The sequence below is a fragment of the Peribacillus sp. NPDC096379 genome, assembly GCF_044762875.1.
Classification (GTDB): Bacteria; Bacillota; Bacilli; order Bacillales; family DSM-1321; genus Peribacillus.
In genome coordinates this window covers 1,326,514-1,345,238 of sequence record NZ_JBIWFD010000001.1, presented here as the reverse complement: position 1 = coordinate 1,345,238, position 18,725 = coordinate 1,326,514, and the positions used below count along the sequence as shown (strand labels likewise).

Genomic DNA, 18,725 nt, shown 5'->3' with positions numbered 1-18,725 from the left:
TAAAAGAAGAGGATGTCCCTTTGGGACATCCTCTTACTTTTGCTGATTTCGTTTTTTCATTGCTAAGGTTTTATAAAATTGTTTTTCAGCTTCAAGAAACAATTCTGTTAGCTGGATAAAAGAAGCATAATGGGCGGGAGACGTGTTAACAAATGACAGTCTTTCAGCAACATTTATCGGCTTTACCGAAAGCCTGTTAATTTGCTCATGCCAATTATGCAGGACTACTGGTTGTTCATTCATCCAAAACACCACTTGAAAAAAAAAGGCCATTCCTTTTTTCATGAACATCTCAGCTTCATTCTGCCTTCGTTCAGCAAATATGATTCTGCAAGAGTCAGCTAATTCCTTCCATTTTTCAAAAAGGACAGGTATTGTTATAAAGCCCTGCTGCCATGGTTGAAATCCTTGTCCCCCATTCCAATACAACATGTCATACACAAAAAGTGTTGGATTAAAATCCGGATTCCATTTCTCAGTGATAAAATTTTCAATTTCAATCCTATCACTGAAAAAGAACTTTTCATGTACAAGTTCTTGTGGTAATTGTACAATCATTTCACAGCTTCCTTTTTCATTCGTTTCTTCCCTTCGCGACATACATCAAGTAGAGGACAAACAGGGCATTGTGGATTTTGAGCTTTGCAATGGTATCTACCGAAGAAAATCAAGCGATGATGGGTAACGGACCATTCTTCTTTTGGAATTTTGTTCATTAAAGTTTTTTCCACCTCAAGAACACTGTCTTTATAGCGACATATTCCAAGGCGTTTACTTACTCGCTCAACATGAGTATCAACCGCAATGGCCGGAACACCATATGCAACTGAAACAACAACATTTGCCGTCTTCCTACCAACACCTGGTAAATTGATTAATTCATCCCGGTCTCTAGGAACTTCTCTACCATATTCTTCAATCAGCATTTTTGAAAGCTTTTGGATGTTCTTCGCTTTATTGCGGTACAATCCAATCGAACGAATATCCTGTTCAAGCTCCTCAATGGGGACATTTAGGTAATCCTCAGGAATTTTGTATTTTTGAAATAACGTTTTCGTAACTTTGTTTACGAGAACATCTGTGCATTGAGCGGAGAGTGCAACCGCAATGACGAGTTCAAACGGATTAGAATGATTCAATTCACAATGTGCATCTGGAAACATCTCACCCATCGTATCCAAACAATAGCGTATCTGGGTTTTATTCAGCATAATTGACTCCTTTTACCTAGAACTATTTAGAACTATTGCTCCAACCAATTATAAAAAGGCACATCTTTAAGTGGAGTTTGTGTTACCTGCTTCTTCTCGTGCTTTTGATGCATTCTGAATTGCTGACCACGATTCTTTGCCTGATCAATCGTCTTAATGCCATTCTTCTTCCATTCAAATAAAATGCGATCAACATAACGAAAATTTAATTTACCGGAAATTACAGCTTCACGCAATGCTGCTTTTATGATTGAAGGTGAATGATCATCATCCATCCATAAGGCAAGCGTTTCACACTCATATGGCGATAGCGGCCGTCCGAATTCCTGTTCAAATATTGTATAGAGGCTTTCCCCTTCATTTAAGGCCTGCTCCGCTTTCTCTTGTTTCTGTGCCTGCAAGAAGCAATCAATCAATCTCTCATATAAAGGATCAAGTGAATACCTTTCATCACCTATTGCTTGCCCTTTATCTTCCTCTAACTTAATATACCCTCGTTGAATTAAACGCTGTATTAAAAACAAACACTCTGTTTCCTGAAGAGTCATTCGTTCTGCTAACTGTGATGGCGCGGGAAAATCATTTCCAGATTCAATAAATTGTTGGAGTTGAAGCAATAGCATAACTTCCTGCTCATTTAAGCCAATCTTTTTATAATGAGTAAATAAAAATGAAGGAATCGTCATCGACCCTTCTTTAAACCATGCATATAAGTTATTTTTCATATCTTTGACACCTCATTATTAGTATAACATGAAACAATGTTCGACAATACCTATAATACATTTTGGAAATTAATTGCCAAAAATAACGTAACATTTTTTAATAATTCTTTTTTACGGCTTATAAAAACATCCATGAGCGTCTGCTCTAAAGCCCAAAGATGAAAAAAGGTCTGTCCCCATAACTACGGATAACAGTCTAGCAAAGTGTATACAACACTTTGCTACCGTTGTAGAATACGTGGTCAGACCCTTTTTATGATACTCTCATTTAATTATGGATATAGTCTATTTAATAAACGCGGGAATGGTATCGTCTCACGAACATGCTCGACACCACTGATCCAAGCGACAGTACGCTCAAGCCCAAGTCCGAAACCAGAGTGAGGGACAGAACCATATTTACGTAATTCGAGATACCAGTTATAAGCATCTTTACTTAATTTATGTTCTTCAATTCTTTGTTCAAGCAAATCGTAATCATAGATACGTTCTGATCCACCAATAATTTCGCCATATCCTTCCGGAGCGATTAAATCGGCACATAATACCACTTCTTCTCGCTCTGGATCTGGTTGCATATAAAATGGTTTTAATGACGTTGGGTAATGCGTGATGAAAACAGGCAATGCATAACTTTCGGCAATCGCCGTTTCATGTGGGGCACCAAAATCATCTCCCCACTGAACATCGTCAAATCCCTTTTCATGCAGGAATTCAAGTGCATCATCATAGGTAATTCGTGGGAACGGCGCTTTAATGTTTTCAAGTTTTTCTATATCACGGCCTAGCGTGTTCAATTCTAACTTACAATTTTGCAAAACAGATTGAACGATATAAGACACATAATCTTCTTGTACTTTTAAACTGTCTTCATGTTGGTAAAAGGCCATTTCCGGTTCAATCATCCAGAACTCAATTAGATGGCGACGGGTTTTCGACTTCTCTGCACGGAATGTTGGACCGAAAGAAAATACTTTTCCAAGTGCCATTGCACAAGCTTCCATATACAGCTGTCCGCTTTGTGATAGAAATGCATCTTCATCAAAGTATTTTGTTGCAAATAATTCTGAAGTTCCTTCTGGTGCACTTCCGGTCAAAATCGGTGGATCCACCTTCACAAAGCCTTCATTATTGAAAAATTCATATGTAGCACGAATGATTTCATTACGGATTTTCATAACCGCATGTTGTCGTTTCGAACGTAACCATAAATGGCGGTTATCCATCAAAAATTCTGTTCCGTGTGATTTAGGTGTAATTGGATAGTCTACTGATTCATGGATGACTTCAACATTCTTCACTTGCAGCTCATAGCCAAATGGAGAACGTTCATCAGTTTGCACAATTCCTGTTACATATAGAGATGACTCTTGTGTAATTGATTTCGCACGTGCAAAAATCTCTTCTCCAACTTCTTCTTTGACAACAACGCCTTGAATAAACCCTGAACCATCGCGCAATTGTAAAAATGCAATCTTACCGCTTGATCGTTTATTAGCTAACCAACCACCGATTGTCACTTCTTGATCAACATATTTACTTACCTGTGCTATCGTAATTTTCACGATACATTCCCTCCAAATCATAAGAAAAGCGCAAGCACCTTTTAGCAACCTCGTTAAGCATAAGACGAACAAGTTATATCGAAAGTAGTTTTCACTTGATATAACTTGATTGGCTAAACCCTAGAGAGGTTAGGCTGCTTACGCTAGACACTAAAACTCATTAATAAATCTTATACTTATATAACATTTTCATTATACATGTACTTGATTGTAGTGGCAAACCTGATAAAAATTACTCTGTTTTCTACTATAAAGATAGCCATTTAGGCCATCTTTGATTCTACAAATGAACGAATGCGTTCAACAGCTTTTTCCAGCTGATCTAAGGATGTTGCATAGGATAAACGAATATAATCATCTGCTCCAAATCCAGAACCAGGAATAACAGCTACTAGCGCTTCCTCAAGCAGAGCTCCAGCAAATGCGTCTACATTACCATAGCCTGTAAGTTCAGCAGCTTTCTTTGCGTTCGGGAAAAGGTAGAATGCCCCTTGGGGTTTCAGGCAAGTGATTCCAGGAATAACAGTCAGTTTATCGTAAATGATATTCAAACGGTCCTCGAATGCAACTCGCATCTCTTCTACTTTATCTTGTGGCCCTGACAGTGCCGCAATCGCTCCGTATTGAGCTGTTGTTGTTGGATTTGATGTGCTATGGCTCGCTAAATTAGTCATAGCTTTAATAATCTGAGTGTTTCCAGCTGCATAGCCAATTCTCCAACCTGTCATGGAATAGGATTTGGATACTCCATTCACGACAATGGTTTGTTCTTTCAATTCTGGAGAAATAGAAGCAATGGAAGTGTGCTGTGCACCATCGTAAATAAGTTTTTCATAAATTTCATCAGAAACGATTAATACATCGTGATCCAAACATACTTGCCCAAGTTCGCGTAATTCTTCTTCAGAATATAACATGCCTGTAGGGTTACTAGGTGAATTGATTAGAAATGCTTTTGTTTTATCTGTAATTGCTTCTTTAAGCTGCTCTTTTGTAATTTTGAACGACTGTTCTTCTGTTCCATTCACATATACTGGAGTACCGCCAGCTAATTTAACTTGTTCAGGATAGCTAACCCAATACGGAATAGGGATAATTACTTCATCGCCTTCATCCAGAATCGCTTGAAATAATGTATAAAGCACGTGTTTCGCACCTGAGCCAACGATAATTTCATTTGGTTGGTATAAGAGACCGTTCTCTTTTGAAAGCTTATTGATGATTTCTTCTTTCAACTTTGGCAAGCCGGCTGAAGGGGTATATTTTGTATGACCTTCATTCATTGATTTAAAAGCTGCATCGATAATATGCTGTGGAGTATTAAAGTCTGGTTCGCCTGCTCCAAGTCCAATAACATCTTGTCCTTGAGCCTTAAGCTCTTTAGCCTTAGCTGTAATTGCTAATGTAGAAGATGGTGTTAATGCCTGTACGCGATTTGCTAACTTTTTCATAAAAAACCCTCCATTTTCTGTCTAAATACCTCGATAGTAATCAATCATTTCGCCTGTCTTAAAATCATAATATTCATAATTATAATGTTTTGTAGCGTCCAGAGAAGTTACTTCCCAAAGTGGAACATTGTTTTCCATCCCTAGTTTTACTGAAATAATCTTCTTTGATTTTGATCGTTCCTTGGCAATCTGCGTGATTTCTTTCTTTGTCTTACCATTTTTATATTGAGCTGTTACTATATCTAAATCTTTGTTCTCAGGAATCCAAACAACTAGTTTCTCGCCAGCCGCGGTCTTTCCGATAACAACAGAATAAGATTCGAGTCCATGATAAAGATAAAATTCATCAAGTGTAACTAGGTCACTCTCCTGCCGAGCCTTTGCATAAGCGATGTCAGATGCTTCTTGCCTCGGCCCCATCGCTTTAATGTACGCCCCCGACACAAAGCCGATTAAACAAAGTATAAAAACAGAAGATATAATCAGCCATTTTTTCAAATACAGTCACTCTTTCTATGTACGATAAATCGTGAATATCGCTTTTTCCTGATTCTCTGAATCCAGCGCAAGCCCAAACATTAAATTTCTTTCCTTTAAATTACGGTTTAGAGAATCGACAATTTTATATAAATCTGGGGAATGCTGCAATTTTACGGTTGAAATCACTTCTATTTTGCTTTCCATTTTCAAGCACCCCCTTAATAACAAATTTTCTCATAAATCCTTGGAATAACAAGGCTTTATGTGTATGACTTCTTCTCACATTATACCAGTTTGTTTCGAATTTCCATATCAATTTTTTTGCTATTCTTAGAATTTATTCGTTTGTATGAAACAACAGCGGACTGAGCTTTGTGAACGTAAACAGCATGATCAAATAAATTGAAAGGTAAACTAAAATTCTAATAGTTTTTGGCTACACTCTGCCACCTTAAGTAAGCCGGTTTTCCCCTTTTAAATAAGTCTCCCGGCTCGTTAATACATGACGTTTTAGTGCACTGTTGCATCATGAACATTCCATTTATAGCAAGTCGTTTAAATCCATTCCTCAATTGCATTAACTAGTTCATTTTTTGAAACTTGCAACCAATTAACTGAAGGAATGGCTTGCCTAAAGGCCTCTCCGTATACAGTTGTCATGATTCTTCGATCAAGAACGATGAGCACACCTCTATCTGTGCTTGTACGAATTAATCGGCCAAATCCTTGTCGGAATCTCAATATTGCCTCCGGAAGTGAATAGAGTGAGAATGGATTCTTGCCATGATTTCTAATTACGTTGCATCTCGCTTCCGTAATTGGATCATCAGGAGGTGAAAATGGCAACCTAACAATAACCAGACAAGAAAGGTCCTCCCCAGGTACGTCCACCCCTTCCCAGAAACTAGTCGTACCTAACAGGATCGCTTTGTCAAAGCTTTGAAAGTTTTTCAGAAGCCGGGTTTTACTGCCACTCGTTATCCCTTGTCCAAATAGCGTATACTCTTGCAACATTTGAGATTCTTTAAGTAAATAATAGGTAGCTCTTAACATCTCATGAGAGGTAAATAAAATCATCATCCTCCCTTTTGCAGCTTCAGCAGCGAGAATAATATGTTCAGCTGCGTGAAGGACGAATTCTTCTTGTGCGACGCTTTGAATATCTGGAATGTTCTTTGGTACAAGTATTCGAACTTGTTTATGATAGCAAAATGGCGAAGAATAGCTAAATGTTTTTACTGGAACATCCTGCATCCCGAGCTGATTCATAAAGAACTGAAACGAACTTTTAACAGAAAGAGTTGCCGATGTCATAATAATACTTTTTTGTCTCGAAAAAAATGTATTCCATAACAACTTGCTTCCTGTAATCGGCTGTGAAGCTAAAGATATCCCTTGTTGTGGATTGGCTTTTGTATAGTCCATCCAATAGATAAAATCGGTATTTTGTGTGACAAAAAAATCTGCGAGAGTTTTCTTAAGCTCATTGATTTGATAACGCATCAGTTCAAAATCATTCAAATAAAACTGGGCATTTTTACTTAAAGTTTCAACACTACTTAGTAAAGAAATTCTGTCGTCTAATCCAGACAGAATCACCTGGAGCTGATCGACCAATCTTTCGGCAAGCATTGTCGTCATTTTCCATTGTTCATCAATTAAGCGAATGGATATCTGCTTTGGACCACTAGACCTTCCTTGTTTATTCGCAAGTGCCCCTAATTGAAAAAATAATTGGTCAAATTCATAGAAAAAATCAAGTAATGTACGGTCAATATTTGCTGACTTTGTCACAGGAGTAAGCGAATATTGATGCAGTAGTTTCTCCAATCGAAATAACAATTGTTTTTGATCAGAATGGCCTAATCGATTTAAAAGGGTTTTTGCCGAAACATAATCGAGTCTTCGCCCAAGATGCTTGCTTGCAGCACGTTCAAGATGATGTGCTTCATCGAGAATTAAGAAACCGTCTCTCGGAATCAAACGATCAGGTGATACTAAATCAGCCATTAAAAACGCATGGTTTGTAATAATGATATCTGCTTTTAGCGCTACAGCTTTGGCTCTTTCATAAAAATCGACAGCTTGCCAAGGCTTTTGTAATCCCGTTTTAGTAAATGAATTGCTTTGAAGCCTCTCCCAGAATAACTCTCCTCCACTCGTTAAATTTAATTCATCCTTGTCTCCCGTTTCTGTTTCTGTTAACCAAACTAGTATTTGCATTTTCGTAAGTGCGGTTTCATAGTTGTCTTCTTTTTCCCTAATAGCTCTCTCAAACTTTGCAAGACTAAGATAATTACTTCGCCCTTTCAATAGCACGACAGAAAACGGAAAGTGGAGGATCCCCTTTAATTTTGGCACTTCAGACTGAAGCAGCTGTTCTTGAAGCTGAAGCGTATACGTCGAGATAACCACGGGCTTTCCTTGTTTCACGGAAAAATAGGCAGCTGGTAGTAAATAAGCTAAGCTCTTACCAATGCCTGTTCCAGCTTCAATAATCGTATGATGTTCATTTTCAAACGAATCATATACCCGATCCATCATCTCAAGCTGCCCTTCTCTGCTTTCAAATTGGGGTAATGATTCCCGAATCAGCTTTAATTTCGCTTGGCTATCACTCGGATACTCCGTTTTCCACGTATTCTGAGCATAATCTCTGCTCATTTTCTTAAAAGCTAAGCCCTGGAATGCTTCAATCGTTGCATCGTAATCACTTGGCTGAGAATGCTTTTCTGCTATACATTCTTGAATGAGCTCCGAAATTTCACTTTTCAAAGAGTATGAAAGTCGGTATAACTGTTTCATAGTTAGCAGTGGCAGCTGATAAAGTTTCTTTTTCAGTTCAAGAAAAAGCTGGGCCGTGACATATGCATCACTATCAGCTCGATGTGGCCTAGAGTGATCAAGCTTCTCTTGCTTAGCAAGCTGATTTAATTTATATCCATCAGAAGTTGGTTTCATGATTTTAGCAAGTTCGACAGTATCAATTGTAGAGCCGTAGAAAGCTTCCATTCCACAGCGTTCTAACTCTTCTTTTAAAAAATTCAAATCAAATAATACATTATGCGCTACAAAGACAGCGTCCTTTAACAAAGCGGAAATACGCTCGGCCACTTCTTCAAACAAAGGTGCCTCTTTCACCATATCATTGTCAATACCTGTAAGTTCTTCTATAAACATCGAGATATCCTGCTCAGGATGGATAAAGGTAGAATATTCAGCGATGATTTGATCTTCTTCAATCACAACTGCTGCGAATTGAATAATACGCTCCCCTTTTTTCGGAGAATTTCCTGTTGTTTCTAAATCGACTACTACATAGCGTTGCGCCATTAATTAAAACACCTCTAAATCCCATTCACACAAGTATGTTCGTTTGTTGTTCTTTCTTGTTTATACCACATTTAATCCAATAAGGAAAATGAACGTGATTCTAAATTAACTAAAGAAAAAGCCACTCATATAGAGAAATTGTCGTTCCTTATAAGGAATTACCTTTTCAATGATGAGCAGCTTTATAGGATTAAGTGAAACTTTTTAGGTTAGCGAAATTCTGTTCATTTAATAAATAGTTGCCTCTGGTTCATAAGAAATCATTTCAATAATTTCATTGTTTTCATTCATAATTGCCACCTTAGGCTTATGAATACGAACAGATTCTTCAGCAATCATGACATACGAAATAATAATAACAATATCCCCAGGCTGTACAAGTCTTGCTGCTGCTCCGTTTAAGCAAACAACACCGCTACCTCTTTTACCAGCAATGGTATACGTTTCAAGCCTTGCACCATTATTATTATTAACAATGGCTACTTTCTCATTAGGGAGAATTCCGACTGCATCAAGAATGTCCTCATCTATTGTTATACTACCAACATAGTTTAAATTAGCCTCTGTCACAGTAGCTCTGTGTATCTTCCCATTCATCATTGTGCGAAACATGCAAGCTCCTCCTAGTTAGTTCGTTTCATTCATGAACCGAAAATGTTACATTATCAATTAATCTAGCAGTTGTAAACTGGACAGCTAAAGCAATAATGACGTTTCCTGTCACTTTTTCGATTGGCCTTAGTTCAGGATAGGAATATACTTCAATATAGTCGATGTTTCCATTTGTATAGTTCATAATATGATTTGAAAGGAGTGAAACTAATTTTTCTGGATTGTCTTCACCATGTTGTGCTGCTTCTCGTGCAAGATTCAAACCTTTATACAATTCATGAGCACAGGCACGCTCTTCTTTAAGTAAATAAACATTCCGCGAACTTTTTGCCAACCCGTCTTCTTCACGAATCGTTTCGACTGGGACCATTTCAATATCGAAATTAAAATCTGTAATTAACCCATCCACAACAGCCACTTGCTGAGCATCTTTCATGCCAAAATATACCTTATCCGGGTTAATCATATTGAAAAACTTCGTTAGGACAGTTGCTACTCCGTCAAAATGACCTGGTCTTTTTCTCCCGCAAAGCACATCTGTTCTACTTTGAACGGTTACTTTTACGGACACTTCATCCGGGTACATTTCTTTAATGGATGGATAAAATAAATAGTCGACTAAAGCCGATTGTGCGACTTTTTCATCATGTTCAATGTCACGAGGATAGCTCTCAAAATCTTCGTTTGGCCCGAATTGAAGCGGGTTTACAAAGATTGTTAAAACAACGATGTCATTTTCTTGACGTGCTTTTTTCAGTAAACTTACATGACCTTCATGTAAAAACCCCATTGTCGGGACGTACCCTATCGATTTGCCATTCTTTTTTTCTTCAGCTATTTGTTGCTGTATCTCTTTTGCTATTGTAAGGATTTTCATGCTTTACCCCCGTATAACGCAGCTACTTCTTCTTCTTTCATCGTAAAACTATGCTCTAATGCAGGGAATTGCTGTTCTCTTACTTCACTTACGTATTTTGATAAGGCTTCGCTTATTAATTCATTAGCATTTGCATATGTTTTGACAAATTTAGCCACGCGATCGACGCCATAATTCACGACGTCATGATAGACAAGTACTTGACCATCTACATCTTTCCCAGCACCAATACCGATTGTTGGAATGCTAAGGTGTTGGGTAATCATTTCTGCTACTTGATATGGCACACATTCAAGTACAACAGCTATCGCACCACAAGCTTCACATTGCTTTGCTTCATCTAATAGCTGCTCGGCGGCATTTGCACTTTTCCCTTGAACCTTATAGCCTCCAAGTACCCCTACTGACTGTGGTGTTAATCCTAAGTGAGCAATAACTGGAACTCCAGCCTTTGTTAAGGCAGCAATCTTTTCAGTTACTTGGCCTGCCCCTTCAAGTTTTAAAGCATCAGCACGCCCTTCTTGAATCATGCGTGCAGCGGTTTTAAGTGTTTCGTCCAATGAAAGATGATAGCTCATGAATGGCATGTCGGTAACAACAAACGTATTAGGTGCTCCGCGTTTCACTGCTTTTGTATGATGAATCATATCATCAACTGTTACTCGGAGCGTCGATTCATAACCTAGAACAACCATGCCGAGGGAGTCCCCTACAAGAATCATGTCAACATCAGCAAGTTCTGCAAGCTTTGCGCTTGGATAATCATACGCAGTAAGCATGACAATTTTCTTATCATTTTTTTTCATTTTCAGAAACTGTCCGGAAAGTTTCATTCAAATATCCTCCTTTTATTAGAGGAGATGAATAATCTTTCTTGATAGGCATATAACAAAAAAGAGACGAGCTTTAAAGGAAATAGGACCCATTGTCCAGCCAACTTTGCATATGGCAGTTTTCCCTATATAAAAGTTCGTCTCTTTAAATTTATCAGAAGATTCATCCCTCCGTCCCCGTCCACTACTGGATCAAGGCAGAAATTTTAGTTTGTTGAATTTAAATGGCCGTGCAGGTGCAGTTCGAATGATACTGCCCATAAGCATTATACCAACTTTATAATGTATATTCTATAGTAATATTATTACGCCTATTTTTGCGGAATCGTAATATCTGCTGAATAAATATGGTGAACTTTTCCCGTTTTATCTTCTAAAAGCAAAACACCACTATCAGTAATACCAAGTGCTTTACCAATAATCGTTTCATTCACAGTTGTCGCTTTTAGTTCTTTCCCAAGTGAAACTGCATAGCTTTCCCATAGAAGTTTCACTGGGTTAAATCCATGTTTCAAATATGTAGAATACAGTTTTTCCATATTACGAAGGATTTGCTGAATTAAAGTTGATCGCGAGATACTTTTTCCTGATTCAATAAACAAAGATGTCGCAGTATTCTGTAGTTCCTCAGGAAAATCACTGAGCTTCTGATTTACATTTACTCCGATGCCAACAATGACAGAATGAATACGATCAGATTCCGCCTGAAGCTCTGTTAATATTCCCGTCACCTTTTTCCCTTTAATCAATAAATCATTCGGCCATTTGATCTCTGGCGAGAGATCGGTGACATCCTCGATCGCTTGAGCCACTGCAACTGCCGCAAGCAAGGTCAATTGTGGAGCTTCATGAAAAGGGATTTTTGGCCTTAGAATCAAGCTCATCCAGATTCCAGTAAATTTTGGCGAATGCCAATTGCGAGATAATCGGCCTTTCCCTAAGGTTTGTTCTTCAGCAATCACGATCGTCCCTTCGGCTGCACCCCCGTTCGCAAGGCGATTAGCGATTTTTTGAGTAGAATCGACGCTCTCTTCATAATGAATGTTTTGGCCAAATGTAGTTGTTTGCAAGCCAATTTGAATTTCGTTGCTCGTTACATTTCCAGGTGCAGAAATGATTCGGTATCCTTTATTCCGAATTGCTTCAAGTACGTAGCCTTCATTTCTCAATTCCTCGATATGCTTCCACACAGCTGTCCGAGAACAACCGACATAATCAGCAATTTCTTGGCCAGAAACAAAGCTACCAAATGCATTTGAGAAAGCATCAATTATTTTTTTCCTCACATCAGATTGCACGTGTTAAGCCACTCCTTTATTGCTACTTTGTCGTTAGCCACTTTCCCCGTCAGTACCACTTGCAAAGCACCATCCATAGCTTCCTTCACCCATGGTCCCGGTTTCCGGTCAGATGTCCAAGCGAGTAGATCATGTCCTGTCAAAGCAAGCTCAGACATTGATTTAATTATTAGGTTCTTATACGTTTCTTTCACAGTATTTATCGCATTTTTTACATTTGTATTTTCCAGAACAGCTCTTACTGAAGCTGCCGATACGGCCGCTTTTTCACCCTCTTTAAAAAGAAGGAACTTATCTTGCAGAAAAGAGGGATCTTGTTTTACCAGTCTGACGACAGATTGAATAAAACGAATATTTTTCATTGGCATTTTCCAGTTTCTTAAAAACGACTCTATGTTTTCTATGTCTAATAGAACGAGTAGGAATCCCCATAATTCTTCTATATTTTTAAGCTCCTCGATAGAGTACGTCCCAACTCGCTCTAATTGACTTTTATAAGATTTAAATCCTGGCAGATAGTCATACAAGTAAGAATCTACGACCAACTCCATGCTTTTCTTTCGCTCCACACCTAATAATAGCTTTTCAAATTCAACAAGAATCCGTTCCACTGAAATATGTTCCATTAGATGGACATGTTTCTTTAATGATGCATATGTATCAAGATTTAATTTAAAGCTAAGCTGACTTACAAATCGGATTGCTCTCATCATCCTAAGCCCATCTTCAGTAAACCGTTCATCAGGATTCCCGACCGTTACAATTTCCTTTTTTTGAATCGCTTCTTTACCACCAAAAGGGTCGATTAATTTTCCTTTACGGTCCATCGCGATCGCATTCATCGTAAAATCTCGTCGTTGTAAATCCTCTCTTAATGAACGGACAAAGTTCACCTCGTCAGGTCGGCGGAAATCAGAATATCCGCTTTCTGTTCTAAAGGTCGTCACTTCGTAATTTCCTGATTCATGCAAGACAAGAATCGTACCGTGCGCAATTCCTACATCTACTGTTTTTGGGAAAATAGCTTTTACTTCGTCAGGAGTGGCAGAGGTGGCTATATCCACATCATTACTCAATCTTCCTGTTAGCGAATCGCGGACAGATCCTCCAACAAAATAGGCTTCATATCCAGCTTCTTCTATAGCAGCGATAACTGGAATCGCCTCTGTAAATAATTGATCCAAAGTTGATTGTCACCCCTACCGATTTAACAGTTTTCTGTAAATCGCTTCATATTGTTTAGTGATCGTATTGGAATGGAATTTCGTTTCGACTGCCATGATTCCAGCTCTGCTAAATTGATTGTGAAGCTGGCCATCTTGTAAAAGTAAAACCGCTTTCTCCGCAATCGCTTCAATATCACCTACATGACATATAAATCCAGTTTCTCCATCAACAATTACTTCAGGAATGCCACCTACATTCGTTCCGATGGCAGGAACACCACAAGCCATACCTTCAAGTAGAACAAGTCCAAAGCTCTCTTTTTCTGAAAGTAAAAGGTTGAGATCGCTGATTGAATACAATTCGTTAAGATTATCTTGCTTCCCAAGCAAGAGAACATCAGCATCTAGTCCCAAACGGTTAATCAATTTGGTGATTTCTGATATTTCAGGACCATCCCCTACAAGCATTAGCTTGGCGGAGATTTCTTTTCTAATTAGAGCAAATGCTTGAACAACATCCTTTACCCGTTTTACTGCCCTGAAATTGGACACATGGATGATTACTTTTTCGTAATCTCTTATTTCATATTCATGACGGAGATTAGAAGAATCCGTTTTACGGTACACTCGTTCATCAATAAAATTGTAAACTGTGCTTATTTCTTTATCTGGAGCTAGTAATTCGTTTGTTTGTAACGCTAATGAGTTCGATACAGCCGTTACTACATCCGATTTTTCAATTCCGAATTTAATTAGCTCCGTTAAGGACGGGTCATTCCCTAAAACGGTTATGTCTGTTCCATGCAATGTTGTGACAATCTTCACATCATGACACGCCATTTGTTTGGCAAGTATCGCACATACAGCATGAGGTATCGCATAATGGACGTGTAAAATATCTAATTTTTCTCGCGTAATGACTTCTGCCATCTTGCTTGCCAAAGCTAAATCATAAGGTGGATATTGAAAAACGGAATATGAATTCACTTCAACTTGATGATAATAAATATTGTGATACATTCTATTTAACCGGAAAGGAAGACTCGATGAAATGAAATGAATTTCATGGCCTTTCTCAGCAAGGAGTTTGCCAAGTTCAGTAGCTACGACTCCAGACCCACCGACTGTTGGGTAACATGTAATACCAATTTTCAACTTCATGTTATCCTCCTATTAGGTCTTGTGAAAGTAATAATGGTTTTTTCGAGAGAAATCCTTCCGCATACGTAACGCCTACTTCTTTTCCAAAGAGACGCTCTCTTGCCTCCACCGTTTCGATATACCCATTTACAAGCGGCGTGTCAATAGCGGTATCCGTCTGTTGGAATTGACTTGCATATGTCCGTAAACTCTCAAGCTTTGTATCCATCGTTTCCGTTACATCAACGACAAAATCGGGCTTATGAAAGCCATTAATCATATAAAAATAAAGAGAAGCAATCTTATGGGCAGTCTGACCTGATTCTTCCATATATTTTCTGATACCTGCTGAAAATGCAGCTTCCTCTACTAGTTGTGCACAATTGCCGTGGTCAGGATGACGGTCTTCTCGATAAGGCGCAAATACCAAACTTGGTCGATATTTGCGGATAATACTTGTAATTTCTTGTATGTATTCTTCTTTCAACTGTAAACCTCGATCTGGGAGGTCTAGCGAAATTCGCTTAACACCAAGGATTTTTGCTGCATTTTTCGCTTCTTGTTGACGTAACTCTACTGTCCCATTTGAAGACAATTCCGCTTTTGTTAAGTCGCAAATGACAATCTTTTTCCCTAGCTTTGCGAATTTAGCAAGCGTGGCTCCCATGCCAATTTCAACATCATCTGCATGGGCACCAAAAGCTAATATATCTATTTTCTTTTCCATTTTACTCACCTTTTGTTTTGTCTAGTTTTCTCCAGTCTAAATAGCCATGTTTTAGACCTCTAATAATTACTTCTGCAGTACCCATATTCGTTGCCAGTGGTACCTGATATACATCACAAAGTCTGATTAAGGCATTCACATCAGGTTCGTGTGGCTGAGAAGTTAGTGGATCACGAAAGAATAGAATCATATCCATTTCATTACGTGATACAAGTGCGCCAATTTCTTGATCGCCCCCAAGCGGTCCCGAGTTAAAGCAATGAACCGGAAGAGATACTTCCTGGTTAATTCTTCTACCAGTTGTACCAGTTGCAAACAATTCATGTTGCTCCAAAATGTCTCTATACGCCGTTGTAAATCGAATCATATCTTCTTTCTTATTATCATGGGCAATTAATGCAATTTTCATCGGTATTCTCCCCCTCTTTTATTCAATAATATTCTCTAAGCCATAAACAAGCACATCCAGTTTCATAACAGAATCCACTGCAAGCTTAACACCAGACATGAAGGATACGCGATCGAATGAGTCATGACGAATGGTCAGCATTTGACCTTTTTCGCCGAACATCACTTGTTGATGAGCAATCAACCCGGGTAAGCGTACGCTATGTACACGCATGCCATCTATATTCGCACCACGAGCCCCTTGCATCGTTTCCTTTTCTTCAGGGTGACCTTGTACTTTGGGTTCACGAACTGCTTTGATCATTTCCGCTGTTTTTACGCCTGTACCTGACGGGGCATCAAGCTTTTTGTCATGATGCATTTCAATAATTTCCACGTCTGAGAAATATTTAGCAGCCATTTGGGAAAATTTCATCATCAATACTGCACCTACCGCAAAGTTCGGAGCAATAATACAACCTAAGCCTTTTTCAGTTGTTAGGTCTTCCAATTCAGCTAAATCTTCTGTACTAAAACCAGTCGTCCCAACTACCGGACGAATCCCATGGTTTAAAGCAGCAACCGTATGCAACATCCCAACTTCAGGTGTAGTTAAATCGATTAATACATCCGCTTTGACTGAAGAAAAACATTTCTCAATATCTGAATATATCGGTGCATCGATTCCCTGGAACCCGTCAAGATTTCCTAAATTATCCCCATCATGTTTACGGTCAATGACTGCCACTAATTCAAAGCCCGCCGTTTCTAAAACAAGCTTGACTGCTTCACTTCCCATTCTTCCACGAGGTCCTGCCACAATGATTCGAGTTGTTTCCATAGCCTTTATTCTCCTTTTTTCTCTTCATCAATTTTTGTCCATCTGTCTTTGTCACGTGTTTTAAATTTATGCATGACAAGATCATGAGCTTTTGCTAAATCAATATTCAAAGAATTAGCAAAGCAAATGATGACAAATAGGAGATCTCCCAATTCTTCTTCAACTGTATTTTCCTTTTCAGTCGTTTTCTTAGGCTTTTCACCATAATAATGATTGACTTCTCGAGAAAGCTCGCCTAGTTCCTCGGTCATTCTCGCAAGCATGGCTAAAGGACTAAAATAGCCTTCCTTAAATTGACTTATGTATTGATCTACTTCATTTTGAAGATCTTGCATATTTTTTTTCTGTTCCATTCCCTCAACCTTTCTAACTAGTTTAGATTAATCTGTGCTATAAGTGGAGGCTAAAAAAGGACAAGAAACTGTAGTCAAAGAGGACAGTAGTGGAGCATATAACACGTTTTTGTCCTAAACATCAACTGTAGTTATGACCGCACAAGGAAAAAAATTTCTTTCTGCGGTGAATTTCCCTGAACTTTTTGTACGACCTCTATAGTGAATCTCTTCCCCATGTTAGCCAAAAATCACTTATATGACAAGATTTTCGTTTATCCCGCATTAACAGGCAGTAAGCCCCCTACTGGTTGGATTCCCACTTGATTTTCCATTGTTTGTAACTAGTATTAGAATTCGATATAATAAAGAACATTCTTGTTTACCCTGATTTCATAGACTTTAAGATGCCACCTAAGTGGGGTTCACTTTATCCCGGTTTAACAGACTGTATTAATTATCATCAAATATACTCTTGCGAAAGATTAAAATTGCTAGCTTTTGAAAAACAGCCTGTAAACCCCCGATTGGTGAGGTACAGCGAAACTTACCTTTGTGGTTTTCAAAAGGTAAGTTTGCGCCCACAGGAAGTGGGTCACACAGACGTTGTCGCAGGACGCGCTTAGTCTGTTAATTTCATTGAACCTTAGTTCGTAGTGTCTCTTTATCGAAGCGGTAGCTTGCGATTTAGCGACACTAGAATGAGACTAACCATTAGCGAAAGGTCACCGCTAATGGAAGTTTCACTTTATTATAATTGATATTGGAGGTCAAACGCTTGATATACGGTTTGAGATTTAAAAATATTTTGTTCATTTTATTTGGCGCAGCTATTTTTGGTTTTGGTCTTGTACACTTTAATATGCAAAACCACTTAGCAGAAGGCGGTTTCACTGGCCTTACCTTGATTATATATCAATTAGCTGGAATTAACCCAGCTTATACGAACCTTATTCTAAATATTCCTTTATTTTTCATCGGCTGGAAGTTCCTTGGTCGAACCACGTTTCTATATACCATTATCGGGACAGTTGGCGTTTCCTTTTGGCTTTGGATTTTTGAACGAAATGAAATTAAATTAACTCTCGGAAATGACTTAATGCTTGTTGCTTTATTTGCAGGGGTTTTTATCGGTGTAGGACTCGGTATCATCTTTCGTTATGGAGGTACAACTGGAGGCGTTGATATTATCGCAAGGCTTGCCAATCGATATTGGGGGCATAATATGGGTAGAACGATGTTTTTATTTGATGCGGTCGTTATCTTAATTTCCATTATTACCTATCTTGAATATCGTGAAGCAATGTACACGCTCGTTGCAGTCTTTATCGCTGCTCGCGTTATTGACTTCATGCAGGAAGGCGCATATTCTGCGCGTGGCGCGATGATCATTAGTCGCAATAACGAAGCAATTGCAAAAAAAATTATGAAGGAAATGGAACGGGGAATTACCGTTCTAAAGGGGTATGGTTCATTTACAAAGGAAGATCGGGAAGTGCTATACTGTGTCGTTGGAAAAACGGAAATTGTCCGTTTAAAGAACATTATCACTTCTGTAGATCCACATGCTTTCGTATCTGTCAGTGAAGTTCACGATGTACTTGGAGAAGGGTTTACATTAGATGAGAATAAAAATCCAATCGAACGGTAAATATACCCACTGATCCACTCGCCGATATCAAAATTTCCAATCCAAATTTAACAGTAGTCATTCTATGGATGAAGGTGGTGCATCTGTAAAACTCTC

The 18,725-nt window shown here is 38.6% G+C and carries 19 protein-coding genes; 1 reads left to right on the top strand and 18 read right to left on the bottom strand.

The window, feature by feature from the left end:
• Nucleotides 1-33 precede the first annotated feature (33 nt).
• The 18 genes from ACIQZI_RS06360 to ACIQZI_RS06275 all read right to left on the bottom strand — a co-directional run bounded on the left by ACIQZI_RS06360 (nucleotide 34) and on the right by ACIQZI_RS06275 (nucleotide 16,999).
• Entirely contained in the window at nucleotides 34-558 is a 525-nt protein-coding gene (locus ACIQZI_RS06360) for a YpoC family protein (protein ID WP_403070657.1), read from the bottom strand.
• Entirely contained in the window at nucleotides 555-1,211 is a 657-nt protein-coding gene (nth, locus tag ACIQZI_RS06355; protein ID WP_062178703.1) for an endonuclease III, read from the bottom strand. Before nth ends, ACIQZI_RS06360 begins: the two co-directional genes overlap by 4 nt.
• A 32-nt stretch (nucleotides 1,212-1,243) precedes the next feature.
• Nucleotides 1,244-1,936, bottom strand: coding sequence for a DnaD domain-containing protein (locus ACIQZI_RS06350; RefSeq protein ID WP_062178699.1), 693 nt, complete (start codon nucleotides 1,934-1,936; stop codon nucleotides 1,244-1,246).
• Nucleotides 1,937-2,208: 272 nt separating this feature from the next.
• Nucleotides 2,209-3,501, bottom strand: coding sequence for an asparagine--tRNA ligase (gene asnS, locus ACIQZI_RS06345; protein ID WP_157279423.1), 1,293 nt, complete (start codon nucleotides 3,499-3,501; stop codon nucleotides 2,209-2,211).
• Between the two features lie 263 nt (nucleotides 3,502-3,764).
• Nucleotides 3,765-4,952 carry a pyridoxal phosphate-dependent aminotransferase gene (locus ACIQZI_RS06340; RefSeq protein ID WP_403070652.1) on the bottom strand — a complete coding sequence of 396 codons (1,188 nt, stop codon included), beginning with the start codon at nucleotides 4,950-4,952 and terminating at the stop codon, nucleotides 3,765-3,767.
• A 21-nt stretch (nucleotides 4,953-4,973) separates the two neighbouring features.
• On the bottom strand, nucleotides 4,974-5,450 hold the full coding sequence (locus ACIQZI_RS06335) for a cell wall elongation regulator TseB-like domain-containing protein (RefSeq protein WP_062178693.1): 477 nt from the start codon (nucleotides 5,448-5,450) through the stop codon (nucleotides 4,974-4,976).
• 15 nt (nucleotides 5,451-5,465) lie between these two features.
• Entirely contained in the window at nucleotides 5,466-5,636 is a 171-nt protein-coding gene (locus ACIQZI_RS06330) for a YpmA family protein (RefSeq protein WP_082191123.1), read from the bottom strand.
• Nucleotides 5,637-5,987: 351 nt separating this feature from the next.
• A complete protein-coding gene (gene dinG / locus ACIQZI_RS06325; protein ID WP_403070647.1) occupies nucleotides 5,988-8,765 on the bottom strand; it encodes an ATP-dependent DNA helicase DinG in 2,778 nt (925 codons plus the stop codon).
• Nucleotides 8,766-8,993: 228 nt separating this feature from the next.
• Nucleotides 8,994-9,377, bottom strand: coding sequence for an aspartate 1-decarboxylase (gene panD / locus ACIQZI_RS06320; RefSeq protein WP_403070644.1), 384 nt, complete (start codon nucleotides 9,375-9,377; stop codon nucleotides 8,994-8,996).
• A 25-nt stretch (nucleotides 9,378-9,402) separates the two neighbouring features.
• Nucleotides 9,403-10,254 carry a pantoate--beta-alanine ligase gene (gene panC / locus ACIQZI_RS06315; RefSeq protein WP_403070641.1) on the bottom strand — a complete coding sequence of 284 codons (852 nt, stop codon included), beginning with the start codon at nucleotides 10,252-10,254 and terminating at the stop codon, nucleotides 9,403-9,405.
• Nucleotides 10,251-11,087, bottom strand: a complete 837-nt coding sequence (gene panB / locus ACIQZI_RS06310; RefSeq protein ID WP_403070638.1) for a 3-methyl-2-oxobutanoate hydroxymethyltransferase — start codon at nucleotides 11,085-11,087, stop codon at nucleotides 10,251-10,253. Before panB ends, panC begins: the two co-directional genes overlap by 4 nt.
• A gap of 311 nt (nucleotides 11,088-11,398) precedes the next feature.
• Nucleotides 11,399-12,385 (bottom strand): biotin--[acetyl-CoA-carboxylase] ligase, encoded by a 987-nt coding sequence (locus ACIQZI_RS06305; RefSeq protein ID WP_403070635.1) that lies wholly within the window; start codon nucleotides 12,383-12,385, stop codon nucleotides 11,399-11,401.
• On the bottom strand, nucleotides 12,370-13,569 hold the full coding sequence (locus tag ACIQZI_RS06300; RefSeq protein WP_403070632.1) for a CCA tRNA nucleotidyltransferase: 1,200 nt from the start codon (nucleotides 13,567-13,569) through the stop codon (nucleotides 12,370-12,372). The genes ACIQZI_RS06305 and ACIQZI_RS06300 overlap by 16 nt, the downstream gene beginning before the upstream one ends.
• A 15-nt stretch (nucleotides 13,570-13,584) precedes the next feature.
• Nucleotides 13,585-14,712 carry an N-acetyl-alpha-D-glucosaminyl L-malate synthase BshA gene (gene bshA, locus ACIQZI_RS06295; protein ID WP_403070629.1) on the bottom strand — a complete coding sequence of 376 codons (1,128 nt, stop codon included), beginning with the start codon at nucleotides 14,710-14,712 and terminating at the stop codon, nucleotides 13,585-13,587.
• Nucleotide 14,713: 1 nt separating this feature from the next.
• Nucleotides 14,714-15,418: a bacillithiol biosynthesis deacetylase BshB1 gene (gene bshB1, locus ACIQZI_RS06290; RefSeq protein ID WP_403070626.1), complete on the bottom strand. Its 705-nt coding sequence runs from the start codon at nucleotides 15,416-15,418 to the stop codon at nucleotides 14,714-14,716.
• 1 nt (nucleotide 15,419) lies between these two features.
• Nucleotides 15,420-15,827 (bottom strand): methylglyoxal synthase, encoded by a 408-nt coding sequence (locus ACIQZI_RS06285; protein WP_403070623.1) that lies wholly within the window; start codon nucleotides 15,825-15,827, stop codon nucleotides 15,420-15,422.
• An 18-nt stretch (nucleotides 15,828-15,845) separates the two neighbouring features.
• Nucleotides 15,846-16,646 (bottom strand): 4-hydroxy-tetrahydrodipicolinate reductase, encoded by an 801-nt coding sequence (gene dapB, locus ACIQZI_RS06280; protein WP_062183107.1) that lies wholly within the window; start codon nucleotides 16,644-16,646, stop codon nucleotides 15,846-15,848.
• A 5-nt stretch (nucleotides 16,647-16,651) separates the two neighbouring features.
• On the bottom strand, nucleotides 16,652-16,999 hold the full coding sequence (locus ACIQZI_RS06275) for a nucleotide pyrophosphohydrolase (protein WP_062178666.1): 348 nt from the start codon (nucleotides 16,997-16,999) through the stop codon (nucleotides 16,652-16,654).
• Between the two features lie 757 nt (nucleotides 17,000-17,756).
• On the opposite strand from ACIQZI_RS06275, the gene ACIQZI_RS06270 reads away from it, so the two are divergent.
• Nucleotides 17,757-18,629 (top strand): YitT family protein, encoded by an 873-nt coding sequence (locus tag ACIQZI_RS06270; protein ID WP_403070618.1) that lies wholly within the window; start codon nucleotides 17,757-17,759, stop codon nucleotides 18,627-18,629.
• The last annotated feature ends 96 nt before the right edge of the window (nucleotides 18,630-18,725 follow it).